Genomic DNA, 23773 nt, shown 5'->3' with positions numbered 1-23773 from the left:
GCAATCAAGAACGGCGCCCGATGGCGCCGTTTTTTTTACCAGTAATTTTCCACCGCGACCTGACCCGGTCGCCGACTCAGGCTCAACTGCAGGTCACGCTGCTTCAACAGGTTGCGCGTGTCGTCGATCATTTGCGGGTTGCCACATAACATCACGCGTGAGTGCTCCGGGGTAATCTGCACACCCGCGGCCCGCTCCAACTCCCCGTTCTCAAGCAACTGCGTGATCCGCCCCTGCAGCGCCCCCGGGTGCTGCTCGCGGGTCACTGTGGCAATAAATTGCAGCTTGTGAGCGTGTTCGGCCAAGTACTCGCGCTCTGCCAGGCCGGCGATCAACGCCTGATAGGCCAGCTCCCGGGCCTCACGCACGCTGTACACCAGAATGATCCGCTGGAATTTTTCCCAGACCTCAAAGTCCTGCAGGATCGACAGGAAAGGGGCGATCCCGGTGCCGGTGGACAACAACCACAGATCGCGCCCATCGATAAACCGATCCAGGGTCAGAAACCCAAAGGCTTGGCGGTCGACCAGCAACGTATCGCCCACGCTCAGGCGGCTGAGCTCACTGGTGAATTCGCCTCCCGGCACGACAATCGAAAAGAATTCGAGAAACTCGTCATGGGGCGAAGACACCATGGAATAGGCGCGCCACACCGTGCTGCCGTCGGCCTTGGTCACGCCCAGGCGTGCAAACTGCCCCGCCCGGAACCTGAAGCCTGCGTCACGGGTCGTGCGCAGGGTAAACAGGCTGGGGGTCAAGGGCTGTACATCGAGCAAGGTCTGACGGGTGAATTTCTCTTCGCTGGCGCTCATGAGGGGCTCCGTAGGTCTGATGGCCCCAGTGTCCCGCAAAGCCAGGGGAAGAAAAACCGTTGATTTGTAGTGTTATTCACGGCCACACACCACAACACTCACTAAATAGTTAATAAACTAAACACTTACACCCATCATTTAATCAGCCATCCTTTAAATACAGCCACTTAACACATAAACACTATCAATTAACACTTCGTGAAAGCCGGCAACAATACAACCATGTAACTCATAACCAATTAGTTGTTTTATCCCCTCTCGCAAGAGCAAAAAAATCACAGACTAGTGGCAGGACATATCCTACACTCAGGCTGTGCTGTTATTTGGACGCAGCCAGCATTATTGTGACGCCGACGATCAGGAGAGGTTTGAATGGAGATCTGGAAGGAAACCCAGCTAAGGAAATTGGCGGTTGAATCGAATGTAGAAACCGCCTACAGAATCGCTCTGAACTTCTTCAATAGTATGGGTTATGAATATTGTGCATTCTCGACGACTGCGCATTTGGCGGGCCAACGTTTCGACAGCGTTAACCTTAACAACTACCCCCACGACTGGAACACCGAGTATGAGAAAAACCACTACAGTTCGATCGATCCAATAGTTGCTCATTGCCACCACTCGATTCTGCCCATCGTCTGGGACAGCAAGACGTTTGCCAAGGCCCCCGCCCTCTGGCACGCACTGGAGGAGCAAGGCTTGCAGCATGGCTGGTCACAGCCGGCGCGCGACCCCAACGGCCAGAGCGTCAGCATGCTGAGCATGGCCCGCAGTCATTGCCAGATCAGCGCTTTCGAGCTTTACGAGCACCTCGGCTATGCGGTGTTTATCAGTCACGCGCTGCATTCCCTGGCCATGCAAAGGCTCTGCAACCAGCACCCGCAGTGCGTGAATGTGACCCACCTGTCCCCGCGCGAAATCGAAGTCTTGAGATGGTCGGCAGATGGCAAGACCGCCTCGGACATTGCCACCATTCTGAACCTCAGTGAGCGTACGGTGAATTTCCACGTCAGCAGTTCGATCAGGAAGCTGGGGGTGAGCAACAAGATATCGGCCGTGGTGAAGGCCGCCAGATCACGCATGATCTGAACGTTGACCGGACCGCGCCGTGAATGATCCTTGCGCGGCGAGGAAAACCGACAAGTATTCGCGCCGAAAAAAACGTACCATTTGCTCCATTCTGAGTGGTGGCGCCCAAATCCACGCGCCGCAGTCCACTCAGGCGGTCCCGCCAGCCTCACCCCATGCAGACCCGCGGGACATTCGTTGATTATCCAGAGTCCCCGCCCCATGCCCCTGCTCGAAAGCCCCTTCGCTCAACTCGACCTGATTCGCCAACCGGAACAGCCCAACGAACCGCTGCAGGCCTTCGATGCCGCGGATGAGTACCTGCTCAATCATCTGGCCGAACAGCAGCCCGCCGCGAGCACGCGAGTGCTGGTGCTCAACGACAGCTTTGGCGCCCTGGCGGCAAGCCTGGTGGGCAAGGTGGCGCTCACCAGCAGCACCGACTCGTTTCTCGCCGCCCTGGCTCTGGAAAAGAACCTGGCCCGCAATGGCCTGCCGTTTGACGCGGTCACGGTGATCCCCGCCAGCGCCCCCCTGCTCGGCCCGTTCGATCGGGTGCTGATTCGTGTACCCAAGACCCTGGCCTTGCTGGAAGAGCAGTTGATCCGCTTGCAGGGGAAACTGGCGCCCGGCGCTCAAGTGGTTGCCGCCGCCATGATCAAACATCTACCGCGGGCCGCGGGCGAACTGCTGGAACGGTATGTCGGCCCGATGCAGGCCTCGCTGGCGGTCAAGAAGGCCCGATTGCTGATCGCGACCCCGGATGGCCGGCCTGCGGTGGCATCGCCCTACCCGACCCGCTATCGCCTCGATCAACCGGCGATCGAACTGCTCAACCATGCCAACGTCTTCTGCCGCGAGGGCCTGGACATCGGCACCCGGGCCTTCCTCCCTCATCTGCCCAGCAACCTCGGCCAGGCGCGGGTCGCCGACCTGGGCTGCGGCAACGGCGTACTGGCCATCGCCAGCGCCCTGAACAATCCTGAAGCTCACTACACCCTGGTCGACGAGTCGTTCATGGCCGTGCAGTCGGCCGCGCAGAACTGGCAGGCCGCGCTGGCTCAGCGCGAAGTGACCGTGCGCGCCAGCGATGGCCTGGCCGGGCAGGAGCCGCAGTCGCTGGACGTGGTGCTGTGCAATCCACCGTTCCACCAGCAACAGGTGGTGGGCGACTTCCTGGCCTGGCGCATGTTCCAGCAGGCACGCGAAGCCCTGGTCGTGGGCGGTGCCCTGTACATCGTCGGCAACCGGCACCTGGGCTATCACAGCAAACTGGCGCGCCTGTTCCGTGGCGTCGAGCAAGTGGCGGCCACGCCAAAGTTCGTGATCCTCAAAGCACGCAAGTAACCGGCCAAAAAAAACCCTCCAGCGGAGGGTTATAAATCCGTGCCGCAAGGCAACGGGATGGGAAGTTCAGTGCTCAGTGGGTACTCAAGCCTGCGGCGTTCATGAACAGGCGCATCAGGCTGGCGACCACGAACAGCGCCAGCACGCTGCCGACCCAGATCCCGGCCAGCCAGCCAAGCCGATGCCATAGCGGCTTCTTTTCAGCCTCTTCGATTTCCTGCAAAGAATGTTTATCTGCCATGGCTCAGGTCCTCGGTTGGGGAGAGGGCGCCGGTCAGGGCGCCGTCGTACACCTAGTGGTAGCCGTCTTCGTGGGTCACCTTGCCGCGGAACACGTAGTAGCTCCAGAAGGTGTAGCCCAGGATGAACGGAATGATGAACAGCGTGCCGACCAGCATGAAACCCTGGCTTTGCGGCGGTGCGGCCGCGTCCCAGATGGTGATCGACGGTGGCACGATGTACGGCCACAGGCTGATGCCCAGCCCGCTGTAGCCCAGGAAGATCAGCACCAGGGTCAGCAGGAACGGGGTGTAGTGGGCATTGCGGGCTACCGCGCGCAGTAATCCGTACATGGTCACCAGCACCAGGATCGGCACCGGCAGGAACCAGAACAGGTTAGGCAGGGTGAACCAGCGCGCAGCGATCTCGGTATGGGCCAGCGGCGTCCAGAGACTGACGATACCGATCACCGCCAACAGCACGAACGCCAGCGGCCGCGCCAGGTTGTGCATTTGCTCCTGCAGCTTGCCTTCGGTCTTCATGATCAACCAGGTGCACCCCAGCAGCGCATACGCCACCACCAGCGCCACACCGCAGAACAGGGTGAACGGCGTCAGCCAGTCCAGGGAGCCGCCGGCGAACTGCCGGTCGACCACCTTGAAGCCATCGATAAACGCACCGAGGGCCACGCCCTGGAAGAAGGTCGCGGTGATCGAGCCACCGATAAACGCCTTGTCCCAGACGTGCACCTTGTCGTCCTTGGCCTTGAAGCGGAACTCAAAGGCCACGCCGCGAAAGATCAGGCCGATCAGCATCAGGATCAACGGCAGGTACAAGGCCGACAGAACCACCGAATAGGCCAGCGGGAAGGCCCCGAACAACGCGGCGCCCCCCAGTACCAGCCAGGTTTCGTTACCGTCCCAGACCGGGGCGACGGTGTTCATCATCACGTCACGGTCGCTTTTGCCCTTGATGAACGGGAAAAGAATCCCGATCCCCAGGTCGAAGCCGTCCATGACCACGTACATCATGATGCCGAAGATGATGATCACGGCCCAGATCAGTGGAAGATCAATACCCATGACTCAATTCCCCTTGTTCAGGCTGTCGCTGTGGTCACCTTCGGTGCCGTCATCGGCAGCGGAAAGCGGACGGGCCGGCGTGCGTTGCTGACCAGGACCACCGTGGCTCGGTTCGGCCCCTTCGTTGAGCTTTGGCCCCTTGCGCACCAGACGCATCATGTAGCCAAGGCCCACACCGAACAGCGAGAAATACACCACCACAAACAGCGCCAGGGTAATGCTCATCTGCACCACGCTGTGCCCGGAGGACGCATCGGCGGTGCGCATCACCCCGTAGATCACCCACGGTTGGCGCCCGATTTCCGTCGTGAACCAGCCCGCAAGAATCGCGATCAGGCCGGAAGGCCCCATCCACAGGGTCAGGTACAGGAACGCGCGGTTCGAATACAGCCGGTCACGCTTGCGCAGCCACAGGCTCCACAGGCCGGTGAAGATCATCAGCATGCCCAGGCCCACCATGATCCGGAACGACCAGAACACGATGGTCGAGTTCGCCCGATCTTCCGGCGGGAACTCCTTGAGCGCGGGCACCTGCTTGTCCAGGGAGTGCGTGAGGATCAGGCTGCCCAGGTACGGAATTTCCACCGCGTACTTGGTCCGCTCCTCCTTCATGTCCGGCCAGCCAAACAGGATCAGCGGCGTTGGTTCGTCGCCATGGTTTTCCCAGTGACCTTCGATCGCAGCGATTTTCGCCGGTTGGTGCTTAAGGGTGTTGAGCCCGTGGAAGTCACCGATCACGGCCTGGATCGGCGCAACGATCAACGCCATCCACATGGCCATCGACAACATGGTGCGGATGGCCGGGTTGTCGCGACCGCGCAGCAGGTGCCAGGCCGCCGACGAACCGACAAAGAACGCGGTCGCGACAAAGGCGGCGGTGGCCATGTGCATCAGGCGATAGGGGAACGAGGGGTTGAAAATCACCGCGAACCAGTCCACCGGGATGACCTGGCCGTTGATGATTTCGTAACCCTGGGGGGTCTGCATCCAGCTGTTGGAAGCGAGGATCCAGAACGTCGAGATCAGCGTACCGATCGCCACCATGACCGTGGCGAAGAAGTGCAGCTTGCGCCCCACCTTGTTCCAGCCAAACAGCATGACGCCGAGGAAACCCGCTTCGAGGAAGAATGCCGTGAGCACTTCATAGGTCAGCAACGGCCCGGTGATGGAGCCGGCGAAGTCCGAAAAGCGACTCCAGTTGGTGCCGAACTGGTAGGCCATGACCAGGCCAGAGACCACCCCCATGCCGAAGTTGACGGCAAAGATCTTCGACCAGAAATGGTAGAGGTCACGGTAGGTGTTGTTGTTGGTTTTCAGCCACAGACCTTCGAGTACTGCCAGGTAACTCGCCAGGCCGATGGTGATCGCCGGGAACAGAATGTGGAATGAGATGGTGAACGCGAACTGAATTCGGGCGAGATCAAGTGCCTCCAAACCGAACATAAGTCTTCCTCTGTCAGGTAATACGGCTACAGGCTTGTGGCCTGCACCCACCGCCCCTACGGGTATGGAGTGTGGCGAATTCGAATTCGTTCTTTTTTTACAAACATCACAACGCAGGGAGTCTGGCCTTCTGGCCGTCAGAACAAATCCCCCAGGGGCTTTGATCTGGATCAAGCAACGATCAAAGAGTAGTCGCATTTTCACCGGCAGAGCGTGTGGTCTATTGCCGCGTGACAGGTTGCCTCAGGCCCCTGGTGCGCCGATCGAGGCGATCACTGCAACCTCCGGTTACAACTTGATGATAGGCTCAGCTTTTTCCCACCAGACCTGTCCGCCGATGCCCAGCCCAGAGCCCCTGCTGTTACGTCATCACCGCCCTTTCCTTGCGTTCTGGCTGGCACGGGTTTTCACCGCCAGCGGCTTTCAGATGCTCACCGTGGCCATTGGCTGGAACCTCTACCAACTCACCGGCAACGTGCTGGACCTGGGCCTGGTCGGGCTGGTGGAATTCGCTCCGCGGGTGCTGTTCATGCTGCACACCGGGCATGTGGCCGACCGCTATGACCGGCGCAAGGTCGCGGCCCTCTGCCAGTCCTTGCAGGCGCTGATTGCCCTGGCCCTGGCCATCGGCAGCGCCACCGACCAGGTGACGCGCGAGCTGATCTTCATCCTCGCGTTCCTGCTGGGCGCCGCGCGCTCGTTCGAGTTACCCACCACCCAGGCCCTGCTGCCCAGCATCGTGCCCACGGCCCTGTTCCCACGTGCGGTGGCGGCGGCACAGTCGGCGCAACAGTCGGCCACCATCATCGCCCCGGCCCTTGGCGGCCTGCTCTATGCCTTTGGCAGCGTCTGGGTCTACGGGCCGACGGTGCTCTTGTACGCCATCGCCTGCACCCTGATGCTCAACCTGCCAGCGCGGCAAACCCCGCTGAACAAAGGCAAGGCCACCCTGGATTCCCTGCTGGCCGGCGTTCGCTTCATCCGCAGTCGCCCGGACATTCTCGGGGCGATCTCCCTGGACCTGTTCGCGGTGCTGCTGGGGGGCGCCACCGCGCTGTTGCCGGTGTTCGCCAAGGACATCCTGCTGACCGGCCCCTGGGGCCTGGGGCTGCTGCGCTCGGCACCGGCCGTGGGCGCCCTGCTGATGTCACTCTGGCTGGCGCGGTTTGCCGTGGAACGCAAAGTGGGCCGGGTGATGTTTACCGCCGTCGGCGTGTTCGGCGTGGCGACCATAGCCTTTGGCCTGTCGACCTCATTCTGGTTCTCGTTGGCGGTGCTGGTGGTGCTGGGGGCGGCGGACATGATCAGCATGGTGATCCGCGCATCTTTCGTGCAACTGGAAACCCCGGATGAAATGCGCGGCCGGGTCAGCGCCGTAAACGGCTTGTTCATCGGCGCCTCGAATCAGTTGGGTGAGTTCGAGTCCGGCCTGACGGCACACTGGTTCGGCACAGTGCCGGCGGTGGTCATGGGTGGCGTCGGCACGCTGCTGGTCACCGGGACCTGGATCAAGCTGTTCCCTACCCTGGCCCAGCGTGATCGCATGCATATACCGGTGGATGCCCCCAAGGACTCGCAGACCGCCGCTAAGCCAGCAGTTCCCGCGCCACCGCAACCTTGACCGCCCTGCCGCACAGTTGCTCCACCAATTGCAGGGCAAATGCCAGGGCCGCTGCCGAACCCTGGGCCGTGATGCAGTTGCCGTCGACCACCACGGGCTGATCGACGAAGGTGCAGCCCAGCAGTTGCTGGCTGACGGCAGGCAGGCAGGTCATGCGTCGCTGGCGCAACACGCCGAAGGCCTGCAGGGCGAGCGCCGGCGACTCGGCGATGGCGGCGAACAGCCGGCCGGCGGCGGCCTGGTCCTTGAGCAACTGCTGCAACGGCTGATGGGCCGCCAGGTGCTTGCCGCCCACGGCGCCGCCGGGCAGGACAATCAGGTCGAAGGGTTGCGCCAGCACGTCCACCAGCATCGCATCGGCGGTCAGGCGTGTGCCCCGGGCGCACGTCAGCATGCGCCGCGCCTCGATGCTGGCCACCACCACTTCGACATTCGCCCGACGCAGCACGTCGATCAGGGTGACGCTTTGCAGGTCGTCGATGCCCTCGGCAAGGGTAATCAGGGCTCTAAAGGTCATGGTCGGTGTCCACAGGGTGATCCTTAAAGCGTAGTCACCTTTATTGACCGACGTTCAACTCCCCCTACGCGCCTGTGCCGACTACTTGATGTAGATTTGGGTCGACAGGCTGTTGCCCGGCGCGTTGATCGAGGTATTGCGCAAGGTGAAGGTGCCACGCTGCTTGCCGGCCATATCGAAGATATAGAGGTAGCCGACGATCTTGCTGACCATGCCGGAGCATTCCGTCAGGTCGCCGTTATCAAAGGCACACACCCGGATGCGCACGCCGTCGATGTCCGCGCCATCCAGTCCGGCCTGGGGCGAACGGCCATAACCGACCTCCAGCACGTAGATCTTGATGTTCGGCCCTTCATGATCACAGTGGGTTTGCGCCTGCCCGGGACTGATGTCCTCCATGCCGCAGGACGGCGACTGGACCTTGAGCACCTTGATTTCACTCAACGGCGGTGCGGAAGCCGCCTGGGCCACCTGCATGCCGGACAACAAGGCGCCACACACGCCCACCACCAGACTCAACCTGCGCTTTTTAGAAGACATGACCACTCCCGGAACCGGCGCGCAGTATGCCCCAGCCGCCTCAAAGGCAAAACATCGCCGACGATCGCAGCCATAGCCCCAAGCTGCTGGTATGATGCGCGGCTTTTTCCGACCGACAGAAAAATCCCGGGCGCCTGCTGTGGTCTGTGCTTTGCTGTTCAAGTCGATACATTCACGGCGCAAGATGCGCCACGGGGAGCAGACATGCTGGAAAGGCTGTTTCAACTCAAGGCACACAACACCAACGTGCGCACCGAGATTCTTGCGGGCGTCACGACCTTCCTGGCCATGGCCTACATTCTGTTCGTCAACCCGAGCATCCTCGGCGAGACTGGCATGGACAAGGGCGCGGTGTTTGTCGCGACCTGCCTGGCGGCCGCCATCGGCTCCACCGTGATGGGCCTGATTGCCAACTACCCGATCGCACTGGCACCGGGCATGGGCCTGAACGCCTTCTTCACCTACACCGTGGTCCTGCACATGGGCCACACCTGGCAAGTGGCGCTGGGCGCGGTGTTCATTTCGGCGGTGCTGTTCTTCCTGCTGTCGATCTTCCGCATCCGCGAATGGATCATCAACAGCATCCCGCTGCCGCTGCGTTCGGCGATTGCCGCCGGTATCGGCCTGTTCCTGGCCCTGATTGCCCTGCACAACGCTGGCATCGTGGTCAGCAACCCGGCGACCATGGTCGGCCTCGGTGACCTGAAGCAACCGGCACCGATCCTCGCGACCCTGGGCTTTGCCATGATCGTGGCCCTCGAAGCCCTGAAAGTGCGCGGTGCGGTACTGATCGGCATCCTGACCGTGACCATCGCCTCCATCGCCCTGGGCTTCACCCCGTTCGGCGGCGTAGTGTCGATGCCGCCCTCCCTGGCGCCGACCTTCCTGCAACTGGACATCATGGGCGCCCTGGACATCGGTCTGGTCAGCGTGATCTTCGCCTTCCTGTTCGTCGACCTGTTCGACAACTCCGGCACCCTGATCGGCGTCGCCAAGCGCGCCGGCCTGATGGGCAAGGACGGTCACATGCCGAAAATGGGCCGGGCGCTGATCGCCGACAGTACGGCGGCCATGGCCGGCTCCCTGCTGGGCACCTCGACCACCACCAGCTACATCGAATCGGCAGCAGGCGTCAGCGCCGGTGGCCGGACCGGCCTCACCGCCGTGGTGGTGGCCATCCTGTTCCTGCTGGCGCTGTTCTTCTCGCCACTGGCCGCCAGCGTTCCGGCCTTCGCCACCGCGCCGGCCCTGCTGTTCGTCGCCGTGCTGATGACTTCCGGCCTGGCGGAAATAGACTGGGATGACATCACCGTGGCTGCGCCGGTGGTGATCACTGCCCTGGCGATGCCTTTCACGTACTCCATCGCCAACGGCATTGCCTTCGGTTTCATCGCCTGGACCGCCATCAAACTGCTGTCCGGTCGTGGCCGTGAGCTGAACCCGGCGCTGGTGATTCTCTCCATTCTGTTCGTGATCAAGTTGGGTTGGTTCAACGCATGACATTCGATTCCCAGGCTTACGCCGCTCAGCTCGAAGACAAGGTCACGCGCCTGCGTGACCTGCTGGCACCGTTCGATGCCCCGCAACCTGCGGTGTTCGACTCGCCGCTGGCCAACTTCCGCCTGCGCGCCGAATTCCGCCTGTGGCGCGAAGCCGGCGAGCGGCACTACGCAATGTTTTCCCAGGAAGACAAGCGCACGCCGATCCTGATCGAAGAGTTCCCGATCGCCAGCCTGCGCATCAACCAGTTGATGCCGCAGCTCAAGGCCGCCTGGCAGGCCAGCGCAGCCTTGAGCCACAAGCTGTTCCAGGTGGAGTTCCTGACCACCCTGGCAGGCGACGCGATGATCACCCTGTGCTACCACCGCCCGCTCGATGAGCACTGGCATGCGGCGGCCCGCCAGTTGGCGGCCGACTTGAACGTCAGCGTGATCGGGCGCTCCAAGGGCAAACGCGAAGTGATCGGCCAGGATTATGTGGTCGAGAAACTCGAAGTCGGCGGGCGCACCTTCAGCTATCGCCAGCCCGAAGGGGCCTTCACCCAGCCCAACGGCACGGTGAACCAGAAGATGCTCAACTGGGCATATGACGCCCTGGGCGAGCGTCCGGACGATCTGCTGGAGCTGTACTGCGGCAACGGCAACTTCACCCTGCCCCTGGCGACCCGCGTACGCAAAGTACTGGCCACGGAAATCAGCAAGACTTCAGTCAATGCCGCGCTGAGCAACCTCAGCGAAAACGCGGTGGATAACGTCACCCTGGTGCGCCTGTCCGCCGAAGAGTTGACCGAAGCCTTGAACGAAGTGCGCCCGTTCCGTCGCCTGCACGGTATCGACTTGAAGAGCTACGCGTTCGGCAGCGTGTTCGTCGATCCACCGCGCGCCGGCATGGACCCGGACACCTGCGAGCTGACCCGACGCTTCGACAACATCCTGTACATCTCGTGCAACCCAGAGACCCTGGCAGCCAACATCGCCCAGTTGCACGACACCCATCGCATCACCCGTTGTGCGCTGTTCGATCAGTTCCCGTGGACCCACCACATGGAATCCGGGGTCTTGCTGACCCGTCGTTAATCGCTGACGCGGTCCACAAAAAAGCCGTCCCGAGGACGGCTTTTTTGTGGGTGCCGGGGCCACGGCCCCTCATCTCGGTTCAGGCCTGCAGGTAGCGCAGCACCGACTCGCCGATCATCTGCCGATGACGCTGCTTGATCGCCACATCGGGCAGGTCGATCTGGAAGATCTCACCGAAGGTGTGGCGGTTCGACACTCGGTAGAAGCAGAACGAGGTGATCAGCAGGTGCACGTCCAGCGGGTTGAGTCCTTCACGGAACACCCCTTGCGCGACTCCACGTCGCAGTATCTCCCCCAGTGCATCAAGGATGGTGTTGTTCATCGCCTTGATCGACTCGGAGTGCTTCACGTACTCGGCGTTATGAATGTTCTCGATGCTGACAATGCGCACAAAATCGACGTTCCGATCATGGTGATCGAAGGTGAACTCCACCAGCCGCTGGATGGCTTCGCGCGGTGCGAGTTCGGCGAGCTGCAAGCGATTCTCGGTATTGCGGATATTCCCGTAGAGCTTCTCCAGCACCTCGACATAGAGCTGCTCCTTACTCCCGAAGTAGTAATAGATCATGCGCTTTGAGGTATGGATTCGTTCGGCGATGGCATCCACTCGCGCCCCGGACAACCCCTGCTGGACGAACTCGACAATGGCTTCTTGAAGGATGTTCTCGCGGGTCTTTTCCGGGTTGTTCTTACGACTCTTGCGTGGCTCGAGCGCTGCCGCTTCGGGCGCTACGGTAAGGTCTGTGGTCATTCTCATTCCGGGCTCGTGGCCGACGCTGCAGAGGCCGACGATTATGGGCCGCTCGCTGTAGCGAAGGAAGTATCGCTACCTCGTATAAGCCCCCTGCTTACGATTTCAATACAACTTGCCCCGGCACACGGCGGTGCTGTCGCTCACCTGCGTTTACACATTGACCGTCACTTTTCGCGCCGTAGCTGGTATGCAGACACCAGGCAATGAATGCCGCTCAAATCACAAGGAATGTCGACATGCTTTGGAACAAAGCCCGTCCCAGCGATAACGTCACCGATACCCGCCAATCCCCCTCCAACCGCCTCCCCCCGAGCAAAAAACTCGTGATCGCCCTCGGTGCTGCCGCCCTCTCGGGAGCCGTGGCGCTGGGCAGCCTGACCGCCCCCCAGGAGGCTGACCCGGCATCGCCGCCCGTGAGCGAAGTCACGCCGGAAAACACCGAGGACCTCGACCTGGCGTTCGTGCGTGCCGTGCTCGGGGATACCGAGGACACCTGGAGAGCCCTGTTTCAATCCCTGGACCAGCCCTACCCTGAACCCACCCTGACCCTCTTCGAACAGGGCGTGACTTCCGGCTGCGGTTACGCTTCGTCGGCGGTCGGGCCGTTCTATTGCCCGGACAATCAGGCGCTGTACCTGGACCTGGGATTTTTCCGCAAGATGGCCCAACGGATGAGCGACTTCGGCGCGTTTGCCCAGGCCTATGTGATCGCCCACGAAGTCGGACATCACGTGCAGACCCGCCTGGGATTGTCCCGGCCCTTCGACGAAGCCCTGGGTGCCGGCCACCCCACTGCCGGTGACAACGGCCTGGAAGTGCGCGCGGAGCTGCAGGCCGATTGCCTGGCGGGCGTCTGGGCACACCACGCCCAGCAGCGCCTGAACTGGCTGGAGCCAGGCGATCTGCAGGCCGCGCTGGAAGCGGCCGCGGTGTTCGGTGACGATTACCGGCGCGGGAACCAAACGACCGGCCCGATGCCTGAGACCTTCACTCATGGCACTTCCGCGCAGCGTGTGCGCTGGTTCGAGCGCGGTTTCGAGCAAGGTCGCATCGAGCAGTGCGATACCTTCTCGGCCAACCCGCTGTAGCCCGACAGCGCCGCACACCGAATGCCATACTGCCTTTCGTCCGACATCGTCTGACGACTGGACTGGCGACTATCCCACTCACCAGCAACACTCACACCACGCAAAATCAGAGGATTCCCACATGTTATGGAAAAAAGGCCGCCGCAGTGACAACGTGGTGGATGCCCGAGGTGAGGGGGGTGGTGGCGGTGGTATGCGTTTCGGCGGGGGCAAGGGGCTGAGCCTGACGGCCATCGTGCTGATCGTCGGGATCGGCTGGATCACCGGACAGGACCCGATGCAGATTCTCGGGCAACTGGCCGGGCAAATGGACCAGCAATCAGCCCCCGCCACCACCCAAACCCGCAAGGCGCCGCCGGCCAATGACGAGCAGGCGGAATTTGTCGCGCGGATCCTCGGTGACACCGAAGACACCTGGGGCCAGATCTTCCAACAGGCCGGGCGCCAGTACGCGGCGCCCAAGCTGATGCTGTTCAGCGGTCGGGTCAACTCAGCCTGCGGCGGTGCTTCGGCGGCGACCGGGCCGTTCTACTGCCCGGCGGATCAACGGGTGTACCTGGACATGAGCTTCTTCCAGGAAATGTCCCAGCGTTTTGGCGCCGCCGGCGACTTCGCCCAGGCCTACGTCATCGCTCACGAGGTCGGCCACCACGTGCAGACCCTGCTCGGGGTCTCCGCCAAGATCCAGGCTGCGCGCCAGCAAGGGCAACGCATGGAAGGTGATGGTGGGCTGCTGGTGCGCCAGGAGTTGCAAGCCGACTGCCTGGCTGGCGTCTGGGCCAACCATGCGCAGAAGCGTTTGAACTGGCTTGAACCGGGTGATGTTGAAGAAGCGATGAACGCCGCCAACGCCATCGGCGATGATCGCTTGCAGCAACAGGGTCAAGGTCGCGTGGTCCCGGACTCCTTCACCCATGGCACCTCGGCGCAACGCGTGCGCTGGTTCAAGACCGGCTTCGCCCAAGGCCAGATCGGTCAATGCGACACCTTTGCCGCGAAGAGCCTCTGAATGGCAAAACCCTGGCTGGCGGCTGATCCTCAGCCCCGGCCACCAGGGCCAGCAAGCGCTGTTTCACGGCTCAGCACGGGGCTCTCAGGCGTCTGGGGCCGACAGCAGATTGCGCAGTGCCACGCAGTCGGCGGCGTGCCAGTCGGTCAATTCCGGCCACGGGTTGTCCGGTAGATTCACCAGCACCGTGCGCGTGCCCGCCGCGCGACCGCAATCAAGGTCAAACCGGTAGTCACCGACCATCACCATATTGCCGGGAGCCACCTCCCAGGCCTGGGCCAGTTTCAGCAATCCACCGGGATGGGGCTTGGGCGGCGCATCATCGCGCCCCAGGACATCCTCGACCGCGAAGCAATCTGCCAGGCCAATCGCCTGCAGCGTGATGTGGGCCAGTTCCCGGGCATTGCGGGTAAGGATGCCCAAACGATAACCACGCCCGGCCAACTCACGCACCAACTCGACGGCGCCAGGGGCCGGCTGCGAACCCAGCGCCAGGTCCCGCTCGTGCTCCAGCAGCCAGGCATGCTTGGCCGCGGCTTCGGCGGCCGGCAGCGCGGCGAGATGGGTCAGGATGTCGTGCTCAGGGGGAATCGCCAGGGCCTGGCGGATCGCCGCAAAGTCATGCACGGCAACCGTCAGGGTGCCGTCCATGTCGAATACCCAATGGCGTACCTGCGCCAGGCTCATGCCCAATCCTTGCGATGGCGAATCAGGCCTTCCTGGGTCACCGAGGCCACCAGTTTGCCGGCGCGGTTGAACACGCTGCCGCGCGAAAAGCCTCGGGAGTTGCCGGCCCATGGGCTGTCCATGGCGTACAGCAACCAGTCATCGGCACGCACGTCGGCGTGGAACCACAAGGCGTGGTCGAGGCTGGCCACCTGCATGTCTTTTTGCCAGACCGATTTGCCGTGGGGCAGCAACGAAGTGACCAGCAGGCCGAAATCGGAGGCATAGGCCAGCAGATACTTGTGCAGCGCCGGCGAGTCCGCCAGCGCGCCGTCGGCGCGGAACCAGACGTACTTGACCGGGTCGGCCGGCTGCGGATTGTAGGGGTCGCTGTCGGTCACCGGGCGGAACTCGATCGGCTTGGGGCACAGCAGTTTTTCGCGCATGTGTTCGGGGATCAGGTGCGCCCGCTGTTGGATCAACTCCAGCTCCGAGGGCAGGTTTTCCGGGCCAACCACCTGGGGCATTGCGCTCTGGTGGTCGAAGCCTTCTTCGTCGTACTGGAACGAAGCGCTGCAGGTGAAGATCGGCTGGCCCTTCTGGATCGCCGTCACCCGGCGGGTGCTGAAGCTGCCACCGTCGCGTACCCGATCCACCTGGTAGACCACCGGTAACCCGGCGTCGCCGGGACGCAGGAAATAACCGTGCATCGAATGCACGTGACGCGCTTCCTCTACGGTCTGGCTGGCCGCCGACAGGGACTGGCCCAGCACCTGGCCGCCGAACAACTGACGAAAGCCCAGGTCCTGGCTACGGCCGCGAAACAGGTTTTCTTCGATCGGTTCCAGGGTCAGCAGGTCGACCAGATCTTCCAGCACTTGGCTCATTCAGACTCTCCTCACACAGAGCGATGCCGCGCAGTCTTGGCTGCGGCGGTCAATTCAGATTTTGGCCCGGGCCAACATTGCGCACATTGTAAACATCCCGGCCAGCTTATCCATGCAAGGTTTCCAACCATTGCTCACGGGTGATGCGGTACAGCACGTGGCTGCGCAGCGGATGACCGGCCTGCACATTGGGGTGCTGGAAATCGCCCGCCGGGTCAGGGTGCATGCCAATGGCTTGCATGACTTTCTGTGACGGCAGGTTGGCCTCGGTGGTAAAGGCCACCACCTGATCCAGCTGCAAACGGTCAAAGCCGCAGCGCAGAGCGGTCCAGGCCGCTTCGCTGGCGTACCCAAGGCCCCAGTGCTCGCGGGCCAGGCGCCACCCGATCTCGGTGGCCGGCGTGAACGGGGCCTCGAACCCGACTACCCCCAAGCCGGTAAAGCCGATGAATGCACCGTTGTCCTTGCGCTCCAGCGCCCATCCACCAAAACCATGCTCAGCAAAATGCCCCCTGATTCGCCCGATCAATGCAGCGCTTTCCAGGCGACTCAAGGGTGCCGGGAAGTAGCGCATGACCTGCGGGTCGGCGCACATCGCGGCAAATGCCGGCAAATCCTCATCCCGCCACTGGCGCATCAGCAGCCGCGCACTCTCAAGTTCCAGTATCGGCTCCATCGCTCCCCTCCGTTTCCCTGCAAACAAGTCTAGATCGCTGGTAGGATCCTTCACTTCGTCACTCCACGCCACGCCACGAACCCACCATGCCCCTGCCGCTGATTTATCACGAAGACTACAGCCCCGAGTTCCCCGCGGAACATCGCTTTCCCATGGACAAGTTCCGGCTGCTGCGCGATCACCTGGTGGACAGTGGCCTGACCGAGGACCAGCACCTGCTGCGTCCACAGATCTGCCCGGCGGACATTCTGGCCCTGGCCCACGACCCCGGCTATATCGAACGCTACATGAGCGGCGAGTTGTCCCGCGAAGACCAGCGGCGCCTCGGCCTGCCCTGGAACGAAGCCCTGGCCCGGCGCACCGTGCGGGCAGTCGGCGGCTCCCTGCTGGCCGCCGAACAGGCGCTGGAGCATGGCATGGCCTGCCATCTCGCCGGTGGCACCCACCACGCCCACTACGATCACCCCGCCGGTTTCTGCATCTTCAACGACCTGGCGGTCATCAGCCATTACCTGTTGGGAAGCGGGCGGGTTTCACGGGTGTTGATCTTCGACTGTGACGTGCATCAGGGCGACGGCACGGCGCGGATTCTGCAACATACCCCGGACGCAGTGACGGTTTCCCTGCATTGCGAAAAGAATTTTCCCGCACGCAAGGCCGACAGCGACTGGGACATCCCGCTGCCCATGGGCATGGGCGATGCCGAGTACCTCAAGGTGGTCGATGACGCGCTCAACTACCTGCTGCCGCTCTACCAGCCGGACCTGGTGCTGTATGACGCCGGGGTCGATGTGCACAAGGACGACGCCCTGGGCTATCTGAAGCTGACCGACGCCGGTGTTGCCGCCCGCGATGAAGCCGTACTGCGCCACTGCCTGGGCCGCGACATCGCGGTGATGGGCGTGATCGGCGGGGGCTACAGCAAGGACCGCCAGGCCCTGGCCCGACGCCACGGCATCCTCCATCACAGCGCGCAACGGGTCTGGCAGTCATCAGGCTGTCATTGAGTTATGGATGCTTTACCCACAATGCCTGTGGAACGGCCTGTGGATAACCTGAGTGAAAGGACCTAGAAGCCCTGCCCCCTATGCCTTGCAAGGCGCTGATCATTTTTCAACCAGCTCCATCGCCCCATGACTCCCCCTGTAGCCGCTGCCGAGCTTGCGAGGCAGCTGCTACAGGGGGCCTGCGGTGCTGCTAGAATACGCGGCCTTTCGAACCGAATCGCAGTGCACGCCATGAGCCAACCCGCCCCTCTCCCTCCCCAGCACGTCGCCATCATCGGCGGTGGCCCTGCCGGCCTGATGGCCGCCGAGGTGTTGAGCCAGGCCGGGATCAGGGTTGACCTCTACGACGCCATGCCGTCGGTGGGCCGCAAATTCCTGCTGGCCGGTGTCGGCGGCATGAACATCACCCACTCCGAAGCCTACCCGGCATTCCTCGCACGCTACGCCGCGCGCGCCCCGCACATCGCCCCGTTGTTGCGCGGCTTCGATGCACCCACGCTGTGTGCCTGGATTCACGGCCTGGGGATAGAAACCTTCGTCGGCAGTTCCGGCCGCGTTTTCCCCACCGACATGAAAGCCGCCCCGCTGCTGCGTGCCTGGCTCAAGCGCCTGCGCGATGGCGGAGTGGTTATCCACACCCGCCACCGCTGGCTGGGCTGGAACCCGGACGGCAGCCTGCGCATTGCCAATCCCGACGGCGAACAGGCGATCAACCCCGACGCCCTGTTGCTGGCACTCGGTGGCGGCAGTTGGGCGCGCCTGGGCTCCGACGGCGCCTGGATGCAGCCCCTGGAACAACGCGGGATCGCCCTGGCGCCCCTGAGACCGAGCAACTGCGGGTTCGAGGTGGCGGCCTGGAGTGAACTGATGCGCAGCAAATTTGCCGGAGCGCCGCTGAAAAACATCGCCATCGGTTTGAATGACGATGTCCCGCGCCTGGGGGAATGCGTGATGACCGCCACTGGGGTTGAGGGCAGCCTGATCTATGCCCTGTCTGCGCCGATCCGCGATGCCATCGAGCAGCAGGGTTCGGCCACTGTGCACCTGGATCTGCTGCCCGGGCGCCCTGTGGATAAAATCCACGCGGCGCTGAGCAAGCCCCGCGGCTCCCGCTCCATGGCCAAGCACCTGCACAGCCAGTTGGGCCTGGATGGCGTCAAGGCCGCGCTGCTGCGCGAACTGGCGCCGAGCGAGTCCTTCGCCGATCCGTTGGCGCTGGCTCACGCCATCAAGGCCCTGCCCCTGACACTGGTCAAGACCCGGCCGCTGGACGAAGCCATCAGCAGCGCCGGCGGCGTGACCTTCGAAGCCATGGATGAACAGTTGATGCTCAAGGCATTGCCCGGCGTATTCTGCGCGGGCGAAATGCTCGATTGGGAAGCGCCGACCGGCGGCTATCTGCTGACCGCCTGTTTCGCCAGTGGGCGTGCGGCGGGGATGGGGATGGTGCAGTGGCTGAGGAGCCGCTAAAAGCCGCACGCTTCAAGCTTGCGGCTTACAGGCGCCTCACTTCTTCTTGCGCGGCCCGGTGTTGAATACCGGTACCTTGCGCACCGGCTTGACCGGCACATCGGCCACGGTCTCGCCGCTGTCCACCCATTTGCCCAGGTTACGCTTGCCACCACCGGAAGCCTTGGGCTTCTTCGGTTTTTTCGGCTTCTTGATCACCAGGCCGCTGGCGTCGGTGTCCGGCACCCGGTGCTCCGGCTCGAAGTCCTGCTCCATATGGCGAGTCAGGCCCTGACGGGTCAGCATCTCGATCGCCGACAACAGGTTCACTTCATCGGCGCACACCAGCGAAATCGCCTCACCGGTGGCCCCGGCACGACCGGTACGGCCGATCCGGTGGATGTAGTCCTCGGCCACGATCGGCAGATCAAAGTTGACCACCAGCGGCAGGTCTTCGATGTCCAGGCCACGGGCCGCGACGTCAGTGGCCACCAGGATCTGGATTTCGCTGGCCTTGAAACGGTCCAGCGCCCGCTGGCGGGTTGCCTGGGGTTTGTCGCCATGAATGCCGTCGGCATTGACGCCCAGGCCCTGGAGTTTATCCACCAGCGCGTCCACGCCGTTACGGGTCTTGGCGAACACCAGCACCTGCTTCCACTTGTGCTTGCGCAGCAAATGCACGAACAGCTCTGGCTTGCGCTTCTTGTCGACGGTGTAGAGCCATTGCTTGACCGTGTTGGCGGCAACGTTGCGCGGGCTGACTTCGATGCTCAGCGGGTCGTTGAGCATTTGCCCGGCCAACAGGCGGATCTGATCCGAGAACGTCGCGGAGAACAGCAGGGTCTGGCGCTTTTTCGGCAGCACCCGGTAGATGTTCGACAGCTCTTCGGAGAAGCCCAGGTCGAGCATGCGGTCCGCTTCGTCGAGCACCAGGGTCTGCAGCTGATTGAATTTCAGCGCGTTCTGGCGGAACAGGTCCAGCAGGCGACCGGGAGTGGCCACCAGCAGGTCGACGCCTTTGCGCAGCTTCATCATCTGCGGGTTGATGCTGACGCCGCCGTACACGGCGTAAGTGCTCAACGGCAGATGCTCGGCGTACTGGCGCACGCTTTCATGCACCTGTTCGGCCAGCTCGCGGGTTGGCACCAGGATCAGCGCGCGCACCGAGTTACTGGTGACTTTCGGCCCTTCCATGGCCAGCAACTGCAACAGCGGCACGGCAAAGCCGGCGGTCTTGCCGGTGCCGGTCTGGGCCGCGGCCATCAGGTCGCGACCAGCCAGTACCGCCGGAATGGCTTGCGCCTGGACCGGGGTTGGGGTCTGGTAACCGAGCGTCTCTAGGGCGCGCAGCAAGGGTTCGATCAGGCCAAGAGTGGCGAAAGTCATTGGGATACCGTAGGAAAAAATCAGCGCACGTGGGCAATGCGCGGCAGTTTACCTTAAATCACTGCGGTTTCTGCTTACGCCACTGCGGCAAGCCGATCAGCACCACGGCACTGATGATCACCGTCATGGCCAGGGCCTCTTCCAGGCCTATGGTTTCGCCGGCAAAAACGATCCCCAGCAACACCGCCACGGCCGGGTTGACGTAGGCATAGCTGGTGGCCGCTGCCGGGCGCACGTGCTTGAGCAAGTACATGTAGGCGTTGAACGCGACGATCGAACCGAGCAGCACCAGGTACATCAGCGCGGCCCAGCCTTCGATCGGCGGCAGGCTGTGCAGGCGCTCGCCGGACAGGGCGCTGGCGATCATCAGCACCACGCCCCCCACCAGCATCTCGGCGGCACTGGCCATCGCCCCCTGGGGCAACGGCAAATGTTTACTCCACACCGAACCAAAGGCCCAGGCCGCCGCGGCAAAGATCAGCAACGCCGCGCCCAGGGGGCTGGACTGCAGGTTGGAACCGAGGTTGAGCATGGCGATCCCGATCAGGCCCAGCACGATCCCCGCCCACTCCAGGCGGGTATTGCGCGCGCCCCAGAAATAACCGCAAAGCAGAGTGAACAGCGGCACCGTGGCCACCGCCAAGGCCGCCACCCCCGAGGCCACGCCCGCGTGCTCGGCCACCGTCACCGCGCCGTTACCACAACTGAGCAACAGCACCCCGATCGCCGCAGCCGCCTTCCACTGCTGCCACGTGGGGGCCGGCACCCCGCGCCAGCGCAAAAAGGCATACAGCAGGGTCCCGGCAATGATGAAACGCACGCCCCCCAGCATCAGCGGTGGCCAGTACTCGACGCCGATGCGGATCACCAGGTAGGTCGACCCCCAGATCACATACAGCGCAAAAAAGGCTCCAATCAGCGGTAACGGGAATCGGCGAAGACCAGGCATGGGACGCTCTAAGGCAGGACAAGTGGAGCGTTATTCTAGAAAGCCGACAGACGGAACTTAAGTTACAAAACCTGTTTATAAGGCCCATACACTTTTCAAAACACGGAGATAACGGCTATAAGCCGTACTTTCGAAAGCCAGCTGTTCAGGGAGCCTGTTTATGGATAAATACGACCGGATGCTGCTCAGCGCCCTCATGGAAAACGGGCGAGCGTCCTACGCCGAATTGGCGCGCAAAGTGAACCTGTCAGCCCCCGCCGTCGCCGAGCGCGTGGCCAAGCTTGAGTCCAGCGGCGTGATCACCGGCTACCAGGCCAACGTCGACCTGGCCAAGGTCGGCCTGCCGATCCAGTGCCTGATCGAGCTGCGCCTGACCCAGCACGGCAACCAGAAAGCCTATGACGAAATGATCAGGATCCCCCAGCTCACCGAGTGCCATCGCGTCACCGGCGACTCCTGCGTGATCATGCGCGGCGCGGTGGCCTCGATGATCGAATTGGAAGACTTGATCAATCGTGTCGCCCAGTTCGGCTCCAGCAAGACCTCGATCGTGCTTTCCAGCGCCTTCGAAAAACGCATCCCCCTAGGGCAACTGGAAGGCAACGGCAAAAACGGCGCATGAGGTCCCGGGCTGCTCGGGCGGCCTGGAAAGTCAGAACCCGCGATGGCGCTTGAGATGTTCGTTGATCTTGGCCGCCGGGACTTTCTGCAGGCTGCGCAGCAGATCATGGGACAGCTCGCGCACGCCGTGCGTGTGCCGCAGCTCCTGCGCCAGGTGCGCGGTCAGGTTGGCCGCCATCTCGGCGTCGGCCATGGCCCGGTGAGCCTGGCCGGTGTGGGGCAACCCGGCGAATCGGGTGAGGGTACCCAGCTTGTGGTTGGGCGCCGCCGGCATCAGGCGCCGGGCCAGCAACAGCGAGCAGGCAAAGTGCTGCAAGCGTGTGCGCTTGATCTGCCCCAGCTCGAAGTCCCAGAACTTCTGGTCGAAGGCTGCGTTGTGCGCCAGCAATGGCGTGGTCCCGACAAACTCGTTGACCTCGTTCATCACCTGCTGGGCACTGGGCGCGGTGCGCAGCATGGCGTTGCTGATGCCGGTCAGTTGTTCGATAAACGCCGGCACGCGCACGCCGGCATTCATCAGGCTCTGGTAACGCTCGACGATGCGCCCCTGTTCTAGAATCACCACGGCGATTTCCGTGGCCCGGCAGCTGCTGCTGGGGGAGATTCCGGTGGTTTCAAAGTCGATGACGGCTATGCGTTCCAAACCTGTTCCTTGCGTTCAATAATCAGTTTTTGAGCAGCAACGCGCCTTCGATCGGCACGTAGCGTGTGGCCGCGCGAATCAGCGAATTGGCGGTGAGACCCGGCACACCGTAGGCCACGGCGGCCACCCCGTGCTTGTTGATGATGCGCTCGAGCAGCATGTCGAAATCGCCGTCACCGGAAGCCAGCACCACTTCGTCGACGTGATCGGCGGCGTCCATGATATCCAGGGTGATGCCCACGTCCCAGTCGCCCTTGGCCGAGCCGTCGCTGCGCTGGATGTAGGGCTTGAGCTTCACGGTGAAACCGAGGTTGCGCAGGATCTGCTGGAACTGCTGCTGCTTGCTGTCGCCGCGATCGATGGCGTAGGCATAGGCCTCGACGATCTGCCCGTGCTGGCTGATGTCAGCCCACAAGGCGGCATAGTTGAAATGACAGCCGTAGGCCTGGCGCACGGTGTAATAGAGGTTCTGGACATCGGCGAACACTGCGATCTTCTTCACCGCACATCCTCTTTGCGCGCACAGGCGCTGGCGATTGTTCGGACCCAGGGCCCGAAAAGTCGCCCAGTATGCCAGCCGCAAGGAAGGTTGGGCGAATCATCAGTCCGGGGCAGCACAATGCCCCGGACGAATGGCGGATCAGACGAAGCTGTCGTCGTCGCCGAACAACGACGAGCCGTCATCGCTGTAGTCGGCGTCGGCAAACCCGCCCTGGTCGTTGCCGTAGCTGTCGTTACCGGCCATGCGCGGTTCGTCACCCCAACCGGTACCGCTGTCATTGACCGGCGCGGGTTCTTCCTTGATCACTTCGACGACTTCCTGTGGTGCCTGGTTGCTGTGGAACAGACTGCTGATGCCCTGCGCCAGCATCACCCCGCCCGCCACCCCGGCAGCGGTCTTCAGGGCGCCACCGAGGAAGCTGCCGCCAGCCGCTGGCGCCTGTTGCACCGGGGCGGCGGCGTTCTGGGCCGGCGCGCTGAAGTTTTGCGCGCCGAGCTGCGCAGTGGGTGCCGAGCGTCCGGGCTCACGCCAGCCATTGCCGCCGGACGCCGACGGAGCCCGGGAGGCGCCAGGCAGTGGATCACGGGGCCCGCCAAACAGGCTGGACAGGAACCCGCCACCGCCGCTTGGCGCCGCGGCCGGGGTCTGCGCCCGGGCCTGCAACAACTGGTTCTGCAATTGCTCGACCTGTTGCGCGAGCGCCCGGTTTTGCTCGTCGAGGCGCTTGAGCGCCGCTTCTTGCACCAGGATCGCCTGGGTCATGAAATAACCGGCGTCGGGCTGGCGGCCCAGGTGCTCGTTGATCCGCGCCTGCGCCAGGGCGTCGCGCGGTTCGGCCTGGGTTTGTGCCTGTTGCAGTCGTGCAAACAGGTCATCGATCAGGGTTTGCTCTTGGTTGTTCATGGCGACCT

General features: G+C 62.8%; 25 protein-coding genes. 10 read left to right on the top strand and 15 right to left on the bottom strand.

Annotated elements, in window-relative coordinates:
• Nucleotides 1-35: 35 nt before the first annotated feature.
• The gene (locus tag H7995_RS15415; RefSeq protein ID WP_166591525.1) at nucleotides 36-812 is read right to left on the bottom strand and encodes a ferredoxin--NADP reductase; all 777 of its coding nucleotides are present in this window, start codon (nucleotides 810-812) and stop codon (nucleotides 36-38) included.
• Between the two features lie 372 nt (nucleotides 813-1184).
• On the opposite strand from H7995_RS15415, the gene H7995_RS15410 reads away from it, so the two are divergent.
• Together H7995_RS15410 and H7995_RS15405 are read left to right on the top strand one after the other, a co-directional pair.
• Nucleotides 1185-1901, top strand: coding sequence for a helix-turn-helix transcriptional regulator (locus H7995_RS15410; RefSeq protein ID WP_166591526.1), 717 nt, complete (start codon nucleotides 1185-1187; stop codon nucleotides 1899-1901).
• A 201-nt stretch (nucleotides 1902-2102) separates the two neighbouring features.
• Nucleotides 2103-3227, top strand: a complete 1125-nt coding sequence (locus H7995_RS15405) for a methyltransferase (RefSeq protein WP_182342425.1) — start codon at nucleotides 2103-2105, stop codon at nucleotides 3225-3227.
• 73 nt (nucleotides 3228-3300) lie between these two features.
• Here the strand turns inward: H7995_RS15405 and H7995_RS15400 are convergent, their stop codons facing one another.
• The 3 genes from H7995_RS15400 to H7995_RS15390 are packed head-to-tail and all read right to left on the bottom strand — an operon-like array spanning nucleotide 3301 to nucleotide 5971.
• Entirely contained in the window at nucleotides 3301-3468 is a 168-nt protein-coding gene (locus H7995_RS15400; protein WP_166591528.1) for a DUF2474 domain-containing protein, read from the bottom strand.
• 52 nt (nucleotides 3469-3520) lie between these two features.
• Nucleotides 3521-4528, bottom strand: a complete 1008-nt coding sequence (gene cydB, locus H7995_RS15395) for a cytochrome d ubiquinol oxidase subunit II (RefSeq protein ID WP_166591529.1) — start codon at nucleotides 4526-4528, stop codon at nucleotides 3521-3523.
• Between the two features lie 3 nt (nucleotides 4529-4531).
• Nucleotides 4532-5971: a cytochrome ubiquinol oxidase subunit I gene (locus H7995_RS15390; RefSeq protein WP_166591530.1), complete on the bottom strand. Its 1440-nt coding sequence runs from the start codon at nucleotides 5969-5971 to the stop codon at nucleotides 4532-4534.
• A gap of 337 nt (nucleotides 5972-6308) precedes the next feature.
• On the opposite strand from H7995_RS15390, the gene H7995_RS15385 reads away from it, so the two are divergent.
• A complete protein-coding gene (locus tag H7995_RS15385; RefSeq protein WP_166591531.1) occupies nucleotides 6309-7592 on the top strand; it encodes an MFS transporter in 1284 nt (427 codons plus the stop codon).
• Here the strand turns inward: H7995_RS15385 and H7995_RS15380 are convergent.
• Nucleotides 7558-8109, bottom strand: coding sequence for a DJ-1 family glyoxalase III (locus H7995_RS15380; RefSeq protein ID WP_166591532.1), 552 nt, complete (start codon nucleotides 8107-8109; stop codon nucleotides 7558-7560). The two genes, H7995_RS15385 and H7995_RS15380, sit on opposite strands and share 35 nt — an antisense overlap.
• A gap of 81 nt (nucleotides 8110-8190) precedes the next feature.
• A complete protein-coding gene (locus H7995_RS15375) occupies nucleotides 8191-8649 on the bottom strand; it encodes a DUF4879 domain-containing protein (protein ID WP_185818568.1) in 459 nt (152 codons plus the stop codon).
• A gap of 204 nt (nucleotides 8650-8853) precedes the next feature.
• On the opposite strand from H7995_RS15375, the gene H7995_RS15370 reads away from it, so the two are divergent.
• Both H7995_RS15370 and trmA read left to right on the top strand, forming a co-directional pair.
• Entirely contained in the window at nucleotides 8854-10149 is a 1296-nt protein-coding gene (locus H7995_RS15370) for an NCS2 family permease (RefSeq protein WP_166591534.1), read from the top strand.
• Entirely contained in the window at nucleotides 10146-11225 is a 1080-nt protein-coding gene (gene trmA / locus H7995_RS15365; protein ID WP_166591535.1) for a tRNA (uridine(54)-C5)-methyltransferase TrmA, read from the top strand. The genes H7995_RS15370 and trmA overlap by 4 nt, the downstream gene beginning before the upstream one ends.
• A gap of 79 nt (nucleotides 11226-11304) precedes the next feature.
• Here the strand turns inward: trmA and H7995_RS15360 are convergent, their stop codons facing one another.
• Nucleotides 11305-11982, bottom strand: a complete 678-nt coding sequence (locus H7995_RS15360) for a TetR/AcrR family transcriptional regulator (RefSeq protein ID WP_166591536.1) — start codon at nucleotides 11980-11982, stop codon at nucleotides 11305-11307.
• A 233-nt stretch (nucleotides 11983-12215) separates the two neighbouring features.
• On the opposite strand from H7995_RS15360, the gene ypfJ (H7995_RS15355) reads away from it, so the two are divergent.
• Both ypfJ (H7995_RS15355) and ypfJ (H7995_RS15350) read left to right on the top strand, forming a co-directional pair.
• Nucleotides 12216-13067, top strand: coding sequence for a KPN_02809 family neutral zinc metallopeptidase (ypfJ, locus tag H7995_RS15355; RefSeq protein WP_182342429.1), 852 nt, complete (start codon nucleotides 12216-12218; stop codon nucleotides 13065-13067).
• Nucleotides 13068-13188: 121 nt separating this feature from the next.
• Complete coding sequence (gene ypfJ / locus H7995_RS15350) at nucleotides 13189-14076, top strand: KPN_02809 family neutral zinc metallopeptidase (protein ID WP_166593161.1); 888 nt, start codon at nucleotides 13189-13191, stop codon at nucleotides 14074-14076.
• A gap of 84 nt (nucleotides 14077-14160) precedes the next feature.
• On the opposite strand, the gene H7995_RS15345 is transcribed toward ypfJ (H7995_RS15350), so the two are convergent.
• The 3 genes from H7995_RS15345 to H7995_RS15335 form a co-directional block, all read right to left on the bottom strand.
• Nucleotides 14161-14763 (bottom strand): HAD family hydrolase, encoded by a 603-nt coding sequence (locus H7995_RS15345; protein ID WP_166593160.1) that lies wholly within the window; start codon nucleotides 14761-14763, stop codon nucleotides 14161-14163.
• Nucleotides 14760-15629 (bottom strand): acyl-CoA thioesterase II, encoded by an 870-nt coding sequence (gene tesB, locus H7995_RS15340; RefSeq protein WP_166593159.1) that lies wholly within the window; start codon nucleotides 15627-15629, stop codon nucleotides 14760-14762. Before tesB ends, H7995_RS15345 begins: the two co-directional genes overlap by 4 nt.
• A 106-nt stretch (nucleotides 15630-15735) precedes the next feature.
• Complete coding sequence (locus tag H7995_RS15335; protein WP_166593158.1) at nucleotides 15736-16305, bottom strand: GNAT family N-acetyltransferase; 570 nt, start codon at nucleotides 16303-16305, stop codon at nucleotides 15736-15738.
• A gap of 86 nt (nucleotides 16306-16391) precedes the next feature.
• Here H7995_RS15335 and H7995_RS15330 point away from each other — a divergent pair, with 86 nt between their 5' ends.
• Together H7995_RS15330 and H7995_RS15325 are read left to right on the top strand one after the other, a co-directional pair.
• A complete protein-coding gene (locus H7995_RS15330) occupies nucleotides 16392-17312 on the top strand; it encodes a histone deacetylase family protein (protein WP_166593157.1) in 921 nt (306 codons plus the stop codon).
• Nucleotides 17313-17543: 231 nt separating this feature from the next.
• Entirely contained in the window at nucleotides 17544-18782 is a 1239-nt protein-coding gene (locus H7995_RS15325; RefSeq protein WP_182342434.1) for a TIGR03862 family flavoprotein, read from the top strand.
• Nucleotides 18783-18818: 36 nt separating this feature from the next.
• On the opposite strand, the gene rhlE1 is transcribed toward H7995_RS15325, so the two are convergent.
• Nucleotides 18819-20147 (bottom strand): RNA helicase RhlE1, encoded by a 1329-nt coding sequence (gene rhlE1, locus H7995_RS15320; RefSeq protein WP_166590408.1) that lies wholly within the window; start codon nucleotides 20145-20147, stop codon nucleotides 18819-18821.
• 58 nt (nucleotides 20148-20205) lie between these two features.
• Nucleotides 20206-21096 carry a drug/metabolite exporter YedA gene (gene yedA / locus H7995_RS15315; RefSeq protein WP_166590409.1) on the bottom strand — a complete coding sequence of 297 codons (891 nt, stop codon included), beginning with the start codon at nucleotides 21094-21096 and terminating at the stop codon, nucleotides 20206-20208.
• A 160-nt stretch (nucleotides 21097-21256) separates the two neighbouring features.
• On the opposite strand from yedA, the gene H7995_RS15310 reads away from it, so the two are divergent.
• Nucleotides 21257-21718, top strand: a complete 462-nt coding sequence (locus tag H7995_RS15310; protein ID WP_166590410.1) for an Lrp/AsnC family transcriptional regulator — start codon at nucleotides 21257-21259, stop codon at nucleotides 21716-21718.
• Between the two features lie 30 nt (nucleotides 21719-21748).
• Here the strand turns inward: H7995_RS15310 and H7995_RS15305 are convergent, their stop codons facing one another.
• The 3 genes from H7995_RS15305 to H7995_RS15295 form a co-directional block, all read right to left on the bottom strand.
• Nucleotides 21749-22360 (bottom strand): 3'-5' exonuclease, encoded by a 612-nt coding sequence (locus H7995_RS15305; RefSeq protein WP_166590411.1) that lies wholly within the window; start codon nucleotides 22358-22360, stop codon nucleotides 21749-21751.
• A gap of 22 nt (nucleotides 22361-22382) precedes the next feature.
• Nucleotides 22383-22862 carry a LabA-like NYN domain-containing protein gene (locus H7995_RS15300; RefSeq protein WP_166590412.1) on the bottom strand — a complete coding sequence of 160 codons (480 nt, stop codon included), beginning with the start codon at nucleotides 22860-22862 and terminating at the stop codon, nucleotides 22383-22385.
• 138 nt (nucleotides 22863-23000) lie between these two features.
• Nucleotides 23001-23765, bottom strand: coding sequence for a DUF2076 domain-containing protein (locus H7995_RS15295; protein ID WP_166590413.1), 765 nt, complete (start codon nucleotides 23763-23765; stop codon nucleotides 23001-23003).
• Nucleotides 23766-23773: the final 8 nt, after the last annotated feature.

Source organism: Pseudomonas kielensis, assembly GCF_014236655.1.
Taxonomy (GTDB): Bacteria; Pseudomonadota; Gammaproteobacteria; order Pseudomonadales; family Pseudomonadaceae; genus Aquipseudomonas; species Aquipseudomonas kielensis.
This window is presented reverse-complemented; position numbering and strand designations above follow the sequence as displayed.